Below are 13,119 nucleotides of genomic sequence, written 5' to 3'. Positions count from 1 at the left end.
TGATGTGTGGAATTGCGGGCCTTTTCCTCAAAGCGCCTCAGCTTCAACCGCAACTCGGCGGGTTGCTTGCCCAGATGACCTCGACCCTTTGTAGCCGAGGGCCCGACTCGGCGGGCTTCGCGCTGTACACCGCCGATGCACCAAGCAAGAGCAAACTGACGCTGACATCCGTAGGAGGGCGGTCTGACTTCGAAATTCTTGCACCGGTCCTTTCCCGTTCGATAGGTGCTCCGGTTTTGGTCACGAATCGTTACACGCACGCAATCCTGACCATTCCAACAGATCTTACAAGGACATGCCGCGACTGGTTGGTTGAGAATGCTCAGGACATCCGGATTGTGAGCGAGGGGGCCAGTCTGGAAATCTACAAGGAAGTTGGCTATCCAGACGAAGTGGCGCGGTCATTCGACATTGTATCGATTGCCGGCACGCACGGCATTGCGCATACCCGCATGGCCACGGAGTCCGCGGTGACCACGACAGGCGCTCATCCGTTCTCGACCGGGCCAGATCAATGCTTGGTTCACAACGGCTCGCTCTCCAACCATGCATCTCTTCGGCGTGAACTGCAGCGCGACGGAATTGTCCCCCAAACCGAGAACGATACCGAGGTCGCTGCAGGCTACCTGACGCGCGAGTTGAAGCGCGGAAAAACGCTCGGAGAGGCGCTGAAGTCGAGCGTGGACGATCTCGACGGGTTCTTCACTTTCGTTGTCGGGACCAAGAACGGATTTGGGGTGTTGCGCGATCCCATTGCGTGCAAACCAGCCGTGATGGCTGAAACTGAAGATTACGTGGCGTTTGCATCTGAATATCGGAGCCTGACATGCCTGCCAGGCATCAAGAATGCGCGCGTGTTCGAGCCTAAGCCGGCGACACCTTACTTCTGGGAGCACTAGGGAATGAATCAAGTCAACATCGCCGAACGGTCTCCACGCGACTTGAGAGAGTTCCGGCCCTCCAACTTCAAGCGCGAAATCGATCTCCTGACGACCTCTCTTCGTGAACTGAACGAGATGTTGCAGGGGCTCAGGAATGACACGGCGAGGGACGAGGCGTCGTTTCGGGTCACCAACCCTGATGGCGCGCATGCGCTCGCAGTCGGAATCGATGCGCCTCTCGACGTCGAGATCGCCGGGCACGTGGGGTATTATTGTGGCGGCATGAACAAGTGGGCCAGGATTGTCATCGACGGCAACGCCGGCCCCGGGGTCGGAGAGAACATGATGTCGGGACTGATCCATGTCAGGGGCGACGCCAGCCAGTGTGCCGGTGCCACGGCTCATGGAGGTCTCCTTTTGATCGACGGGAATGCAAGTGCGCGCTGCGGCATCTCCATGAAGGGCGTTGACATCGTCGTAAAGGGCGACATCGGTCATTTGTCGGGCTTTATGGGCCAGACCGGCCGCTTGGTAGCGTTCGGCGATGCTGGTGAAGCGCTAGGCGACTCGCTCTATGAGGCCAGGATCTACGTCCGCGGCAAGGTCGAAAGCTTTGGTGCTGACTGTATTGAAAAAGAACTGAGGGACGAGCATCGCGCCGAGCTGTTCGCGCTCCTCAGGCAGGCTGGCGAGGCCCACCGCGTCGACGTGTCGGAGTTCCGACGCTACGGCTCAGCCCGAAAGCTCTACAATTTCCACATCGACAATACTGGGGCGTATTGATGGACGCGATGGAGAAAGCGTGGGGGTACATCCCGCCACGGCCGTCTGCAACCTTTGACAAACACGCGATCGCGGAGATTCGGCGCGCAGCTGCGACCGGCATTTACGACATCCGGGGGGGCGGCACCAAACGCAAAGTGCCGCACTTCGATGACCTTCTTTTTCTCGGCGCATCGATGTCGCGCTATCCGCTCGAAGGCTATCGCGAGCGCTGCGACACCAGTGTCGTCCTGGGCGCACGATTCGCCAAGAAGCCAATCGAGCTTGCCATCCCCGTGACGATAGCGGGGATGAGCTTCGGTGCTCTTTCAGCGCAGGCCAAGGAGGCGCTCGGCAGGGGCGCAGGCTTGGCAGGCACGTCGACCACAACCGGCGACGGCGGCATGACTCCGGAGGAGCGCGGTCAGTCCAGGACACTCGTCTACCAATATCTACCGTCCCGATACGGGATGAATCCGGACGATCTCCGCAAGGCGGATGCTATCGAGATCGTGGTGGGGCAGGGTGCTAAACCCGGTGGTGGCGGCATGCTGCTTGGGCAGAAGATCTCCGATCGCGTTGCCCAAATGCGATCGCTTCCCATGGGAATAGATCAGAGGTCCGCTTGCCGTCATCCGGACTGGACCGGTGCTGACGATCTGGAAATCAAGATACTGGAATTGCGCGAGCTAACCGGTTGGGAAAAACCTATCTATCTGAAGATTGGTGCAAGCCGGCCCTATTACGACGTTGCTCTTGCCGTGAAGGCCGGAGCGGATGTGGTCGTACTCGACGGGATGCAGGGCGGAACCGCTGCGACGCAGGACGTGTTCATCGAGCATGTCGGCATTCCGATCCTGGCGGCAATCCGTAGCGCTGTGCAGTCGTTGCAGGATCTCGGTCAACATCGAAAGGTACAGCTGATCGTCTCGGGCGGAATTCGCAGCGGGGCCGATGTCGCCAAGGCTCTTGCTCTCGGAGCGGACGCCGTCGCGGTAGGGACTGCAGCCCTGATCGCGCTCGGTGACAATGACCCAAAGTATGAAACCGAATACCAGGCATTGGGGACAACAGCAGGCTGTTACGATGACTGGCACGAGGGAAGGGATCCGGCAGGAATTACCACCCAGGATCCGGTTCTGACGGCCCGTCTCGATCCCGTTCTTGCCGGACGAAGGCTGGCCAACTATCTCAAAGTCATCACCCTGGAGGCGCAGACGATCGCGCGTGCTTGCGGCAAAAGCCGCCTGCACAATTTGGAGCCGGAAGACCTCGTTGCATTGACAGTCGAAGCAGCTGCGATGACGCGGCTGCCCCTGGCCGGCACGAGTTGGATACCTGGCTTGTGAGCATTTGAGCTCGGGGAGGGCTGCTCGAAAAGCCTCCTGGCAATCAAGAGCGCTTCGATGGCGCCTGGGCAAGCAGAAGTCCTTCTGCCATCGCCCGTCCGGCAAGCTGCGCGCGGGAGCTGCAGTTCATCTTGACCAGAATATGCTCGATATGCGTCGAGACTGTCCTCGGAGACACGAATAGCTGTGCGGCGATCTGCGGATTCGTTGCCCCGCTTGCGACGAGATGCAGGACCTGCAGTTCTCGGATCGACAGATCATATGGCCATGGGATCGATTCTTCCGTGACCACAACCATGTTGCGCTGACAGGGTATAATCGCGACGCGGTGGCAAAGTCCGTCTTCATCAGCCCAGAGGATACGCCGTGGCGTCCAGGGCCTCAGCATATCAAGCAACAGCTGGCGCAACGCGCCGCCCTCGCCGAGATGGGGCCCGGGGGCGCGCGCAAGTAGATCGAATGCAGCCCCGCTTGACGAGATAACCAGCGCGAATGAATTGGGAGCGACGCCCTCGGCGATCAGCCGCGGTGTCCGCAGTTGATCGCAAAGTTCAGCAAGGATCGGCCGGAAACGCTGCGTTAGCTCTCTACGCTCGTCCGTCGCGGCCGCCGGCGAAGTCCAGTTCATATGGATTGCGCCCACATAACGTCCGTCCGGCAGGCGCAGGCACATTGTCGAGCCTTCGTGAAATCCTGAAGGAATGAGGTATTCGCGGGCGGTGACCGTGTCGGGAAAGCACAGGCCCCAGTCCTTTTCGCAATCCCTCCACCTCAATGACCGCGGTTCGTCCCGATGTGCGATTGCGAAGGCCGGATTGCTTCTGACGAACTCATCGTTGATGTGGTCGAGCAATCTGTCGGAGTAGCCGTCGCTGGCGAGCGTATGGTGACGATGGCTGTGAGATAATGGATCCCATGCCGTCAGCGCAAAGCCGGCGCAACGTACGAGGTCCCGGAGCAGGCGCGTCGCCTCTGACGCCCTATCGATGAGCTGCGCTCCCGGGTCGGCCGATGCCGCGTCCCAGGGGACTATGACCGAAACATCTGGTTGTGCTCTCACTGCTTCCCCCTGAAGTGCGATTTCCGGAAGGAGCAAGCCGGTAGTGTTCGATAATGTAGCTTATTTTGAACGACTGTCGTGCCGCTTCACTGGCCTGGGACGGCATCAACCTGCACGTTTGTTCACCAGTCTACGACATGTAGGGGCGCCTGGGCAGTGGCGATCTCGCCCTCCATCCAGATATTTGGCGGCAGATTTAAGCTGCGAACGACATGTGAAGTTCGCAATCAAAAATTGCGTTCGGCGCCACCCAATCGTTTTCTCTTGGACAGCCGCCGTGGCCAACTTCATCTTCGCCGCGCCCGCCTGGCGTTAGCTCGATTTCCGTAATCTCCCGCAAAAATCCGTCAACTGACGTATTGAAGCAGTCCCTTGAAGGTCGAAAGCTCAGAATTGGCATTTGCTCGATCAGGCAATGCCAATGGCCGCCAGGTGGGCGAGGCGGGGGGACGCCGTGGTTGCCAGTCCCGCTCGGCCCGATCGCAACGAAGGACGTTCGCAGAGCTTCGACCAGGCAACAGGAGGCCAGCATGCATCATCGGCCTGTCGTCTTTGCGCAGGACAGGGCCGCGCGACGTGGGCTCCGGCACGCGAGGTCATGCGCGGTAACGGCATTTCATATTCTTGTTTGCTTCAGGCTGTCCGTCGATCGCTTCAAAGGCTGCCGGGAAGAGAGGAGGTGGCGAGGGTGGCGGCAGCTACCGTGCCCGCCCACACGCATACACCCGGGCCTGGCCGAGTCTTCCGCCGCCGAACTGACGGTGCCGTTGATCGCGCGTCACCGCGGGGCAGAAAAAATTCTCGACTTGCATTACATAAAAATAATTTGCATTAGATGCAAAGAAGGGATACGTATTCGTCATTGGTAAGCGCAGCCGGAGGAGGAGGATGTTGAAATGACTTCAAATCTGACCAGACGGACAGTGACGGCGGGGCTTGGCGCGGGCTTGGCGATGCCCTGGATTGTGCGCTCACAGGCACTGGGCAGCCAGCCAATCGTAATTGGGATTCCTGCGGCCCAGACTTCGGCTGCCGGCGTGGCAGATCACCTGGACTTCGTCCAGGGGACGACGCTCGCCGCCGAGGAGATTAATGCTGCCGGCGGCGTGCTCGGCCGCGAGCTCAAGATCTTCACGGTCGACATCGATGTCCTCTCGCCGGAAAGCAGCAAGCAGGCGGTGGCTGCATGTATCGACGCGAAGGTGGATGCCATCTCATTTGCATTTACGCTCGTGCCAGTGCCGGCCATGGACGCGTCAGTCAAGTACAAGTGCCCCTGGATCCATGGCAGCGCGCAACGTGCCGGCAGCGAGGCCGTCAAGAACAATCCCGAAAAGTATAGCCATGTGTTTCAGACGCCTCCTTCGGAGGTCGACTACGGGTGGACTTACCCGATCTGGCTCGAGCATGAAGAAAAAATGGGCACCTGGAAGCCAAAGAACCGAAAGGTGCACATCATCCAGGAGCAGGTTGCCTACTGCCAAACCATTTCCAAGGCCGCGCAAGAGGCGTTCAAGAAGCGCAGCAATTTCGAAGTGGCGCGGATTACCGATATTCAGTTTCCGGTCCAGGATTGGTCTCCCATCATCCGCGAGATGAAGGAGGTCGGCGCAGCCGCGATCATGGTTGATCACTGGGTTGCCGCCGAATATGCAGCGTTCTGCAAGCAGTTTGTTGCAGATCCTGTGCCGGACTCACTGGTCTATCTTCAGTACGGTCCTTCCCAACCGGAATTTCTGCAACTGGCCGGCACCTCCGCAAATGGCTTTGCATGGTCGACAACCATGGGCCTTTATGGGGACGAAAGAGGCCGCGAATTTGCGCGCAAGTACAAGCAGCGCTTCCCCGGAATCATGGGCTTTGCCTATCCGAGCATCTCCTATGACCAGACATACTACCTGAAGAAGGCATGGGAAGCCGTCGGTGATTCCCGCAAGTTCAAGGAGGTCTGTGACTGGATCCGGGGCAATCCCCAGCGCGGCGTCAGTGGCTTCATGAACATGAACAATCCATATCAAGAGAGTTATCACTTCCCCGACAATGGTGGCGACATCCTTCAGGTGTCGCAGATCGATAAAGGCGTGTCTCAACTCTACTTCCAGGTCCAAAACGTCGATCACAAGCTGATATTCCCGAACGAGGTCGCTGAATCAAAGCTTCAAAAAGCTCCCTGGTGGTCCTGATGCTGAAGCGCGCGTACGAGAACCGATCTTGGGACACCAGGCCGCCTCAGCCGCTGTTCTCGTGCAGCGGCATCCACCTCGACCTCGGCGGACGGGAGATCCTTCGGGACATCAACGTGCACGTGGATGTCGGAGAGGTGCTTGGCGTCATCGGTCCGAATGGCGCGGGTAAGACGAGCCTCTTCGAGGTGCTGTCGGGGCGAATGCCTCCGAAGAGCGGGCAGGTGACCTTCAAGGGGCAGGACGTCACCTCGCTGCCATTACATAGGCGGGCAAGGCTCGGAATCGCTCGGACCTACCAGACGCCGGTCATTCCGGAAGAGCTGACGGTCGGAGAAACCTTCAAGGCCGCGCGACAGGCATTTCGGCCGTATCTGACGAAGTTCGACGCGGAGTATGGCGCCGAGCTGGTCAATCTGAAGGTGGATGAGGACATCCCGACCCTTCAGCTTGAGACGCTGAACCGCCGAAAGCTTCTGCTCGCGTGTCTGTTGATGCGCCGGCCGCAGCTGCTGCTGATGGATGAACCGGCAGCCGGCCTGATCAACTCTGAAGTGGAGGAAATCGACTTTCTCCTGCGGCTGCTGTCGAAGGAGATGAACATCGCGATCATCATCGTCGAGCACCGCATCGAGCTGTTGGGGACCATCGCCGATCGCGTGATGGTGATGGATGTCGGAGAGGTGATCTCGCAAGGTTCAATGGCCCACGTGCTCTCCGATCCGAAGGTCCATGCGGCCTACTTCGAAAATGTGGACGAGGTAGCCTGATATGAACATCATCCAGCAGGACCTGAGCCAGGCCGCGCACGCGCCGCTGCAGCGGCGTGAGATGCTCAAGCTTTCCGGTCTGTCGGCCGGCTATGGCCCGATGCGGGTCATTCACGACCTCGACCTCATCGTCAGCTCCGGTGAACGCATCGGCATCGTGGGCCTCAACGGGCACGGAAAGTCGACCTTGTTCTACGCGATTGCCGGTCTGACCGGATGGCAGCGCGGTTCGATCAAGCTCAATGGGCTCGAGATCGGCCGTACGCGGAGCCAGGGTCCGGGACGATATACCCATCAGATCGTGCGCGCAGGGCTTGCCCTCATCCCACAGGGCGATGAGATCTTCCACGGGCTCACCGTCGAAGAACACCTTGACTCCGGAGCATTCACTCCGCGCTCCTGGCGCGAGCGCCAGGAGCGCAAAGAGCGCATCCTGCAGATATTTCCGCCATTGAAAAAGCTGATGGCCGTTCCGGTTGGCCGCCTCTCGGGCGGTGAGCGGCGAATGGTGTCCATCGGCCGCGGCCTGATGGGAGAAGCCTCACTGTTTCTGGTCGATGAGCCTTCCCTGGGACTCGCCCCGAAAATCGGAAAGAACGTGATTGATGCGCTGATGGCGCTCGATCTGGGGAGCTCGGCGATGGTGATCGCCGAGCAGAATGTTTCACTCCTGGAGGGCCGGGTCGATCGCATTCTCGGAATGCACGTCGGCAAATTAAAGGGCGAGGCTTCTGCCGCGCTGATGCTGCACGACCACGGAAGGGCATGAGCCATGGATGTCTGGTTCGTCATCAGCAATACAATCGTATTGGCCTGCATCTACGGCACCCTTGCAATCGGTGTTTCCATCACATGGTCAAGCTTGGGGTTCCTCAACCTGGCCTACGGCTTCATCTTCGCTTTTTCCGGTTACGGCGCCTGGCTGTTCGCCCAGCACGTCTCCACCTTCGGACCAGCGGTTCTCGCATGCGGTATTCTGTCGGGAGCCCTCGGCGGGGTGTTCGTCTGCGCACTTGCCTTCATTCCCATTCACGACAAGCCGAACTTCACGATCCGAGGGCTCATCGCCACGCTCGCGATAAACCTGATCGGCACGCAATCCCTGCTGTGGTGGTTTGGTCCGCGCTCGAAGAACTTGCCCGAGATATTCGGCACCTGGAAGCTCTCCTTCTCTGGCGTGACGCTGACCGCCGACAGGGTCGGCAACGTCATCACGTCAGTGTTGATGCTTTTGCTTGTGCTGAGGTGGATGCGCTCGAGCCGTCGTGGCCTCGAGATCCGCGCAATGATGATGAATCCCCATGCCGCTTCCATCGTCGGCATCGGTGTCAGGCGAACCTCATTCTACGTCATGGCGATCACAGGCGCGCTCGCGGGCCTTGCGGCCGTCCTTCTGTCCCAGACCTACTACATCTCTCCCTTCGGCGGTCTTACGCCGATGATCAAGGCGGTCAGCATAGCCCTGTGCGGAGGCCTTGGCAGCGTTCAAGGCGCCGTTATCGCGGCGGTTGTGCTGGGATTGAATGAAGCCCTCACGACCGTCTCGATCGGCGGCCGCTACGTTCTGATCACACAGTTCCTGATGATCATCCTCATCCTGCTGGTGCGCCCACGAGGGATCGCTGGAATTCTCGACAGGGCGCGGGAGGCATAAAGTATGACTGAGCTCAGCAGTATTCAGAGAACGTGGCGCAATCCGCTGTTCGTGTGGGATGGCAGCCAGGAGGCCGAAAAGCTTCCCACCCCAACCTTCGTCAGCCATCAGGAGATCTGGGAGGCGACGCGCGCCTCCAGGGCCAAGCTCCTTCCGGTTGGCAGGCTGCGCTACTATCACAAATGGGCGGGTCACGGCCAGAATCTCTGGCGGCGCAGCCGCTACTTTCCAACGCGCCGCCGCGTTCTGCGCATTCGCGGAGAGTACAACAAGAAGAGCCTGAGACGGGAAAAGACCATCATCGACAAGCGTCCCATCTGGTGGGTGATGGGACTGGTTGCGCTTGCGCTCGTTCCCCTCCTGACCCCGGCAAGCCTCGAGAATACTCTGCTCACCGCAGGTGTCACCTTCGGAATCTACGCTGCGATCAATCTGTGCTGGATGCTGGTGATTGGCACAGCGAGCATTTTCTCGCTGGCCACCTACGCCATTGTCGGCACGGCGGCGTTCGTCACGGCATATTCGTCGACCATGTTCGGCCTGCCATGGTGGCTCCTCCCGCCGCTCGGAGCGCTCGTGGGAGTGATCTTCGGCGGCATCATCGCGCTGCCAGCGACCCGGCTTGATGGTTTTTACTACGCATTGTTGACGCTCGGGCTCAATGAGCTCTGTCGCGTCTACTTTGTCACCTCCAGGGAGTTCGGCTCCGCGACGGGCGGGCTCTACGGCGCGGCAACCTACATACCCCAGGACTGGTCTTCCTCGGGACAGTTGCAGCTCGCCTACTATGCCTGCTTTGCCGTGATGCTGTTGGCGCTGCTGCTCTATCGCTTCGTCAATGGCAGGCGGCTGGGACGTATCCTGAGGATGGCGCCGGAGAAGCGTGAAGCGTTCGCTGAAGCGACCGGCGTCAATTTCCGCCAGGCGCGTGTGCGAGTGTTCTTGATCTCCTCCGTAGGGCTCGGCTTCATCGGCGGCTTCTATTCTGCAAATTACGGCGGCGTGGCGTTCTCGATCTTCAGCTTCGATACCGTCTTGCTGGGCCTCGCCATGCTGGTGATCGGGGGAATAGGACGGTCCGAAGGCGCAGTGCTCGGTACTCTGATCGTCGTCTTCTTCGACAAGGTCCTGATTACGCTCGGGCCGGCTCGCTTGATCATTATCGGGCTGATCATGCTCTTTGTCGTACTCTACCTTCGCAACGGCCTGTTCGGCATCAAGCAGCAGTTCAGGAGCTGGCGAGATAAAAAGAAGAGCGAACGCCGCTCAACGCGCGCGGAGAAGGGCGGGGAGATGCTGCCTGAGGAGGCAACCGAGGCTCGCAACGTCGACGACCTCTACCGCCGCCGCTACGACAAGATGCAGCGCGAGTTTCTCAAGACGCTGGTAAAGCCGGAGGTCATTGAGGAGCACCGGCGGGCACCGCAAGGACAGCATAGCGAGGCGCTGGAAAGATTGCTGATCTATTTCAGGAACCAGCCCCAGCCCGACAAATACGCAATTACCGCACTGCAGTCGATCAACGGTTTCCGGATCGTTGCGCTCTCAGGTCACCGTGGTGTTGCGCCTCGCGTTGTCGAGGACAAGATCTACCGATCGCCTGCGGAAGCCTATCACGGGGTGTTTCTGCGCCGGGTGCAAGATCTTCTGGAATCCTAATGCCGCGATCAAGTATGCGCGGGCACAGCTTCTTGAGTGGGAGAGACTAGATGGCGCAGATCAAGCTCTTTGGCTATTCTGACAAGATTTCGGTCAAGCCGGGAGACGTCATCCAGTTCTACGTCAATGCAGACGGCACCGAGCGGGCCGAGGCGCAGCTCGTGCGGCTCATTCACGGCGATCAGCATCCCGCAGGACCAGGCTTCCTCGAGGAAGAGATCGACTGCTCCGTGAACGGAGCATGGGAAGTCGAGAAGCAATATACTCAGATCGGGTCCTTCCTGGAGGTGCCGGATCGTGAAGGCAGGCTGGCTCTGAACGGCAGCCTGACCCTCTTTGCCTTCATCCACCCGCTGTGGCCTCAGGTCGGCTTGCGGCAGTGTCTTCTGGGGCGATGGGATAATGACAAGAACTGCGGCTTCGGCCTGGGTATCAAGCAGAACGGCCTGCTGGAATTTTGGGTCGGGCAGGGTGATGAAGTCGACTATCTGGAAGCCGAAGTGCCGTTGCAGGCGCAGATGTGGTATTTCGTCGCGGCCACCTTTGATGCAAAGACGGGCCGGGCAACCCTGTACCAGGAAGGCGTGACCAACCGCTACAACAGCGTCCTTGGCAAGGTTGCTCCGCTCGATCTCCGCTCGCACGTCGCAGAGACGTTTCGCTTTCGTCCGAAACACCTGCCCGATACCCCGTTCTTGATGGCGGGGTCGCGGGACTGGCACGCAAAGCGCGGAAACTTCGTCTCGCAACTCTATTGCGGGAAGCTTGATCGGCCGGGATTGTTCAATCGGGCATTGCGTCGCGAGGAGCTCGGCAGGATCAGAAATGGAGACACGCCACCATCTGAGGGAATGGTGGCGTACTGGGACACGACGCATGGATATACAGATCAGGGAATCGGTGACGTCGTCACCGACATAGGCCCGTTTCAGCTTCATGCGAAGGGCTATAATCGCCCCGTCCGCGCGCAGACCGGCTGGAACTGGAACGGACGAAACGATTGCTTCCGCTTGGCGCCCCAGGAGTATGGCGGCGTCGAGTTTCACTCTGATGCGCTCATTGATTGCAATTGGAAGCCGACAAAGGCGCTCAAGCTGCCGGAAGATTTGCGCAGTGGCGCCTACGCCATGCGTCTGCGCGCGGGGCCCGGCACGGGCCTCGGCGAAGAATATATACCATTCTTCGTTCGTCCGAAGGTGCCGACCGGTCGCATCGCCTTTCTGGTGCCGACGGCGAGCTATCTGGCCTATGCCAACGAGCATCTCAGTTTCGATGCGCCGATCGTTCAGGGTATGACCGGCATGACGCCGATACTGACGGACATCGACGTCGAGATGTACAAGAATCCGGAATTTGGCCACGGCTGTTACGATTCGTGGGCTGATGGCCAGGGCGTCTGTTACAGCTCCTATCACCGCCCGGTCGTCAACATGCGCCCCAAGTACCGCATCTCGAGCATGGACATCACCTGGCAATATCCCGCCGACCTGTCGGTGATCGCCTGGCTGGAGCATCAGAAGTACGATTACGATGTGCTGACCGACGAGGACCTCGATCTCGAGGGCGTTGCGGCGCTCAAGCCCTATCGCTGTGTCATCAGCGGCACGCATCCTGAATACTATTCGGAGCGAATGATGGACGCGACCGAGGACTACATTGAAGGAGGTGGACGCTACATTTACCTTGGAGCCAATGGCTACTACTGCAACGTGGCGATCCGCGAGGATGAGCCGTGGGTGCTTGAATGCCGCAAGTTCGGCGATACCTGGAAGGCCTGGGAGGCGCGTCCTGGCGAGCACTACATGGCCACGACGGGACAAAAGGGCGGCCCCTGGAAATGTCTTGGACGGCCGCCACAGAAAATCATGGGCGTCGGCTTCGTGTCCGAGGGTTTCGGCAGAAGCGAGCCCTTCTATCGCATGCCGGACAGCTATGATCCGTCGCTGTCCTGGATTACGGAAGGAATAGAAGGAGAGATTATCGGCGATTTTGGGCTCGCTTACGGCGGCGCTGCCGGCGTGGAGCTCGACCGTTATGATCTGTCGCTTGGGACGCCACCTAACGCCAAGGTAATTGCCTCCTCCGGTGGTCATACCGACAACTATCTCACGCATGTGCAGGTCCAATTGCATCAGCATCCCGGAATCACTGGCAGCTACGATTATCGCGTGCGTGCGGACATGACGTACTTTCCCGCGCCGAATGATGGGGCGGTCTTCTCATGCAGCTCGATTGCCTTCGGCCAAGCGTTGCCCGCAAACGGGTTCGATAACAACGTGTCTCGGCTGCTCGCCAATGTGGTGAATGCGTTTGTCAGGCCGGAACCACTGCCGGAGGCGGGCCGCGAAGCGGTGCCAGGCGCCGAACCTGTCGCTTCTTGAATACCGGCCGCGACTTCGAAGGGGAGCAGATGGTGCAGAGCACAGTCCAAATACACGATCGGGACGAGATCGCCCGGCAGAGGTTCGAGGCAAGGCAACGAGAGTTCCTGCGGACGCTCATTACCCCGGAGGTGATCGAGGAGCATCGGATCTCTCCGCAGGGGCAGCACAGCGAGCCGTTGGACCGGCTTTTGATCTATTTCAATCGGCGACCACTGGCTGAGCGGTACGCGCTCCTGTCCGTTGAGCCGTTCAAGTCCTACCGGATCGTCACTCTCGCGGGACGGCGGGGCGGCCTACCCAGGGCGCTGGATGAAAAGACATATCCGAGCCTGATGGAGGCGCAGCACGCGATCTTCCTGCGCAGCATCCAAGACCTGCTCGAGTCCTGATCCACGCCTTTGATGTAATGAACAGACG

The 13,119-nt window shown here is 59.5% G+C and carries 11 protein-coding genes; 10 read left to right on the top strand and 1 reads right to left on the bottom strand.

The annotated features are described in order from the left end of the window. Positions 1 to 2 precede the first annotated feature (2 nt). The 3 genes from IVA81_RS33225 to IVA81_RS33215 all read left to right on the top strand — a co-directional run bounded on the left by IVA81_RS33225 (position 3) and on the right by IVA81_RS33215 (position 2,992). Positions 3 to 899: a glutamine amidotransferase family protein gene (locus IVA81_RS33225; RefSeq protein WP_247326154.1), complete on the top strand. Its 897-nt coding sequence runs from the start codon at positions 3 to 5 to the stop codon at positions 897 to 899. Positions 900 to 1,016: 117 nt separating this feature from the next. Next, positions 1,017 to 1,664 (top strand): protein glxC, encoded by a 648-nt coding sequence (locus IVA81_RS33220; protein ID WP_247326264.1) that lies wholly within the window; start codon positions 1,017 to 1,019, stop codon positions 1,662 to 1,664. Between the two features lie 8 nt (positions 1,665 to 1,672). Then, positions 1,673 to 2,992, top strand: coding sequence for an FMN-binding glutamate synthase family protein (locus tag IVA81_RS33215; protein ID WP_247326262.1), 1,320 nt, complete (start codon positions 1,673 to 1,675; stop codon positions 2,990 to 2,992). Positions 2,993 to 3,035: 43 nt separating this feature from the next. On the opposite strand, the gene IVA81_RS40765 is transcribed toward IVA81_RS33215, so the two are convergent. Then, positions 3,036 to 4,052: a helix-turn-helix transcriptional regulator gene (locus tag IVA81_RS40765; RefSeq protein WP_247326151.1), complete on the bottom strand. Its 1,017-nt coding sequence runs from the start codon at positions 4,050 to 4,052 to the stop codon at positions 3,036 to 3,038. Positions 4,053 to 4,948: 896 nt separating this feature from the next. On the opposite strand from IVA81_RS40765, the gene IVA81_RS33205 reads away from it, so the two are divergent. Genes IVA81_RS33205 through IVA81_RS33175 form a run of 7 tightly spaced genes read left to right on the top strand, consistent with a single transcriptional unit; the run spans position 4,949 to position 13,091 of the window. Then, on the top strand, positions 4,949 to 6,235 hold the full coding sequence (locus IVA81_RS33205; protein WP_247326149.1) for an ABC transporter substrate-binding protein: 1,287 nt from the start codon (positions 4,949 to 4,951) through the stop codon (positions 6,233 to 6,235). After that, entirely contained in the window at positions 6,235 to 7,005 is a 771-nt protein-coding gene (locus IVA81_RS33200; protein ID WP_247326147.1) for an ATP-binding cassette domain-containing protein, read from the top strand. Before IVA81_RS33205 ends, IVA81_RS33200 begins: the two co-directional genes overlap by 1 nt. A gap of 1 nt (position 7,006) precedes the next feature. Then, positions 7,007 to 7,774, top strand: coding sequence for an ATP-binding cassette domain-containing protein (locus IVA81_RS33195; RefSeq protein WP_247326145.1), 768 nt, complete (start codon positions 7,007 to 7,009; stop codon positions 7,772 to 7,774). 3 nt (positions 7,775 to 7,777) lie between these two features. Further along, on the top strand, positions 7,778 to 8,659 hold the full coding sequence (locus tag IVA81_RS33190) for a branched-chain amino acid ABC transporter permease (RefSeq protein WP_247326142.1): 882 nt from the start codon (positions 7,778 to 7,780) through the stop codon (positions 8,657 to 8,659). A gap of 3 nt (positions 8,660 to 8,662) precedes the next feature. Beyond that, positions 8,663 to 10,318: a branched-chain amino acid ABC transporter permease gene (locus tag IVA81_RS33185; RefSeq protein WP_247326139.1), complete on the top strand. Its 1,656-nt coding sequence runs from the start codon at positions 8,663 to 8,665 to the stop codon at positions 10,316 to 10,318. Positions 10,319 to 10,368: 50 nt separating this feature from the next. Beyond that, the gene (locus IVA81_RS33180; RefSeq protein ID WP_247326136.1) at positions 10,369 to 12,699 is read left to right on the top strand and encodes a LamG domain-containing protein; all 2,331 of its coding nucleotides are present in this window, start codon (positions 10,369 to 10,371) and stop codon (positions 12,697 to 12,699) included. Beyond that, the gene (locus IVA81_RS33175; protein WP_247326133.1) at positions 12,696 to 13,091 is read left to right on the top strand and encodes a hypothetical protein; all 396 of its coding nucleotides are present in this window, start codon (positions 12,696 to 12,698) and stop codon (positions 13,089 to 13,091) included. Before IVA81_RS33180 ends, IVA81_RS33175 begins: the two co-directional genes overlap by 4 nt. Positions 13,092 to 13,119 lie beyond the last annotated feature (28 nt).

It is taken from the genome of Bradyrhizobium sp. 141, assembly GCF_023074055.1.
Classification (GTDB): domain Bacteria; phylum Pseudomonadota; class Alphaproteobacteria; order Rhizobiales; family Xanthobacteraceae; genus Bradyrhizobium.
The sequence above is the reverse complement of the archived record's forward strand: the minus strand, read 5'-3'. Positions and strand labels throughout refer to the sequence as shown.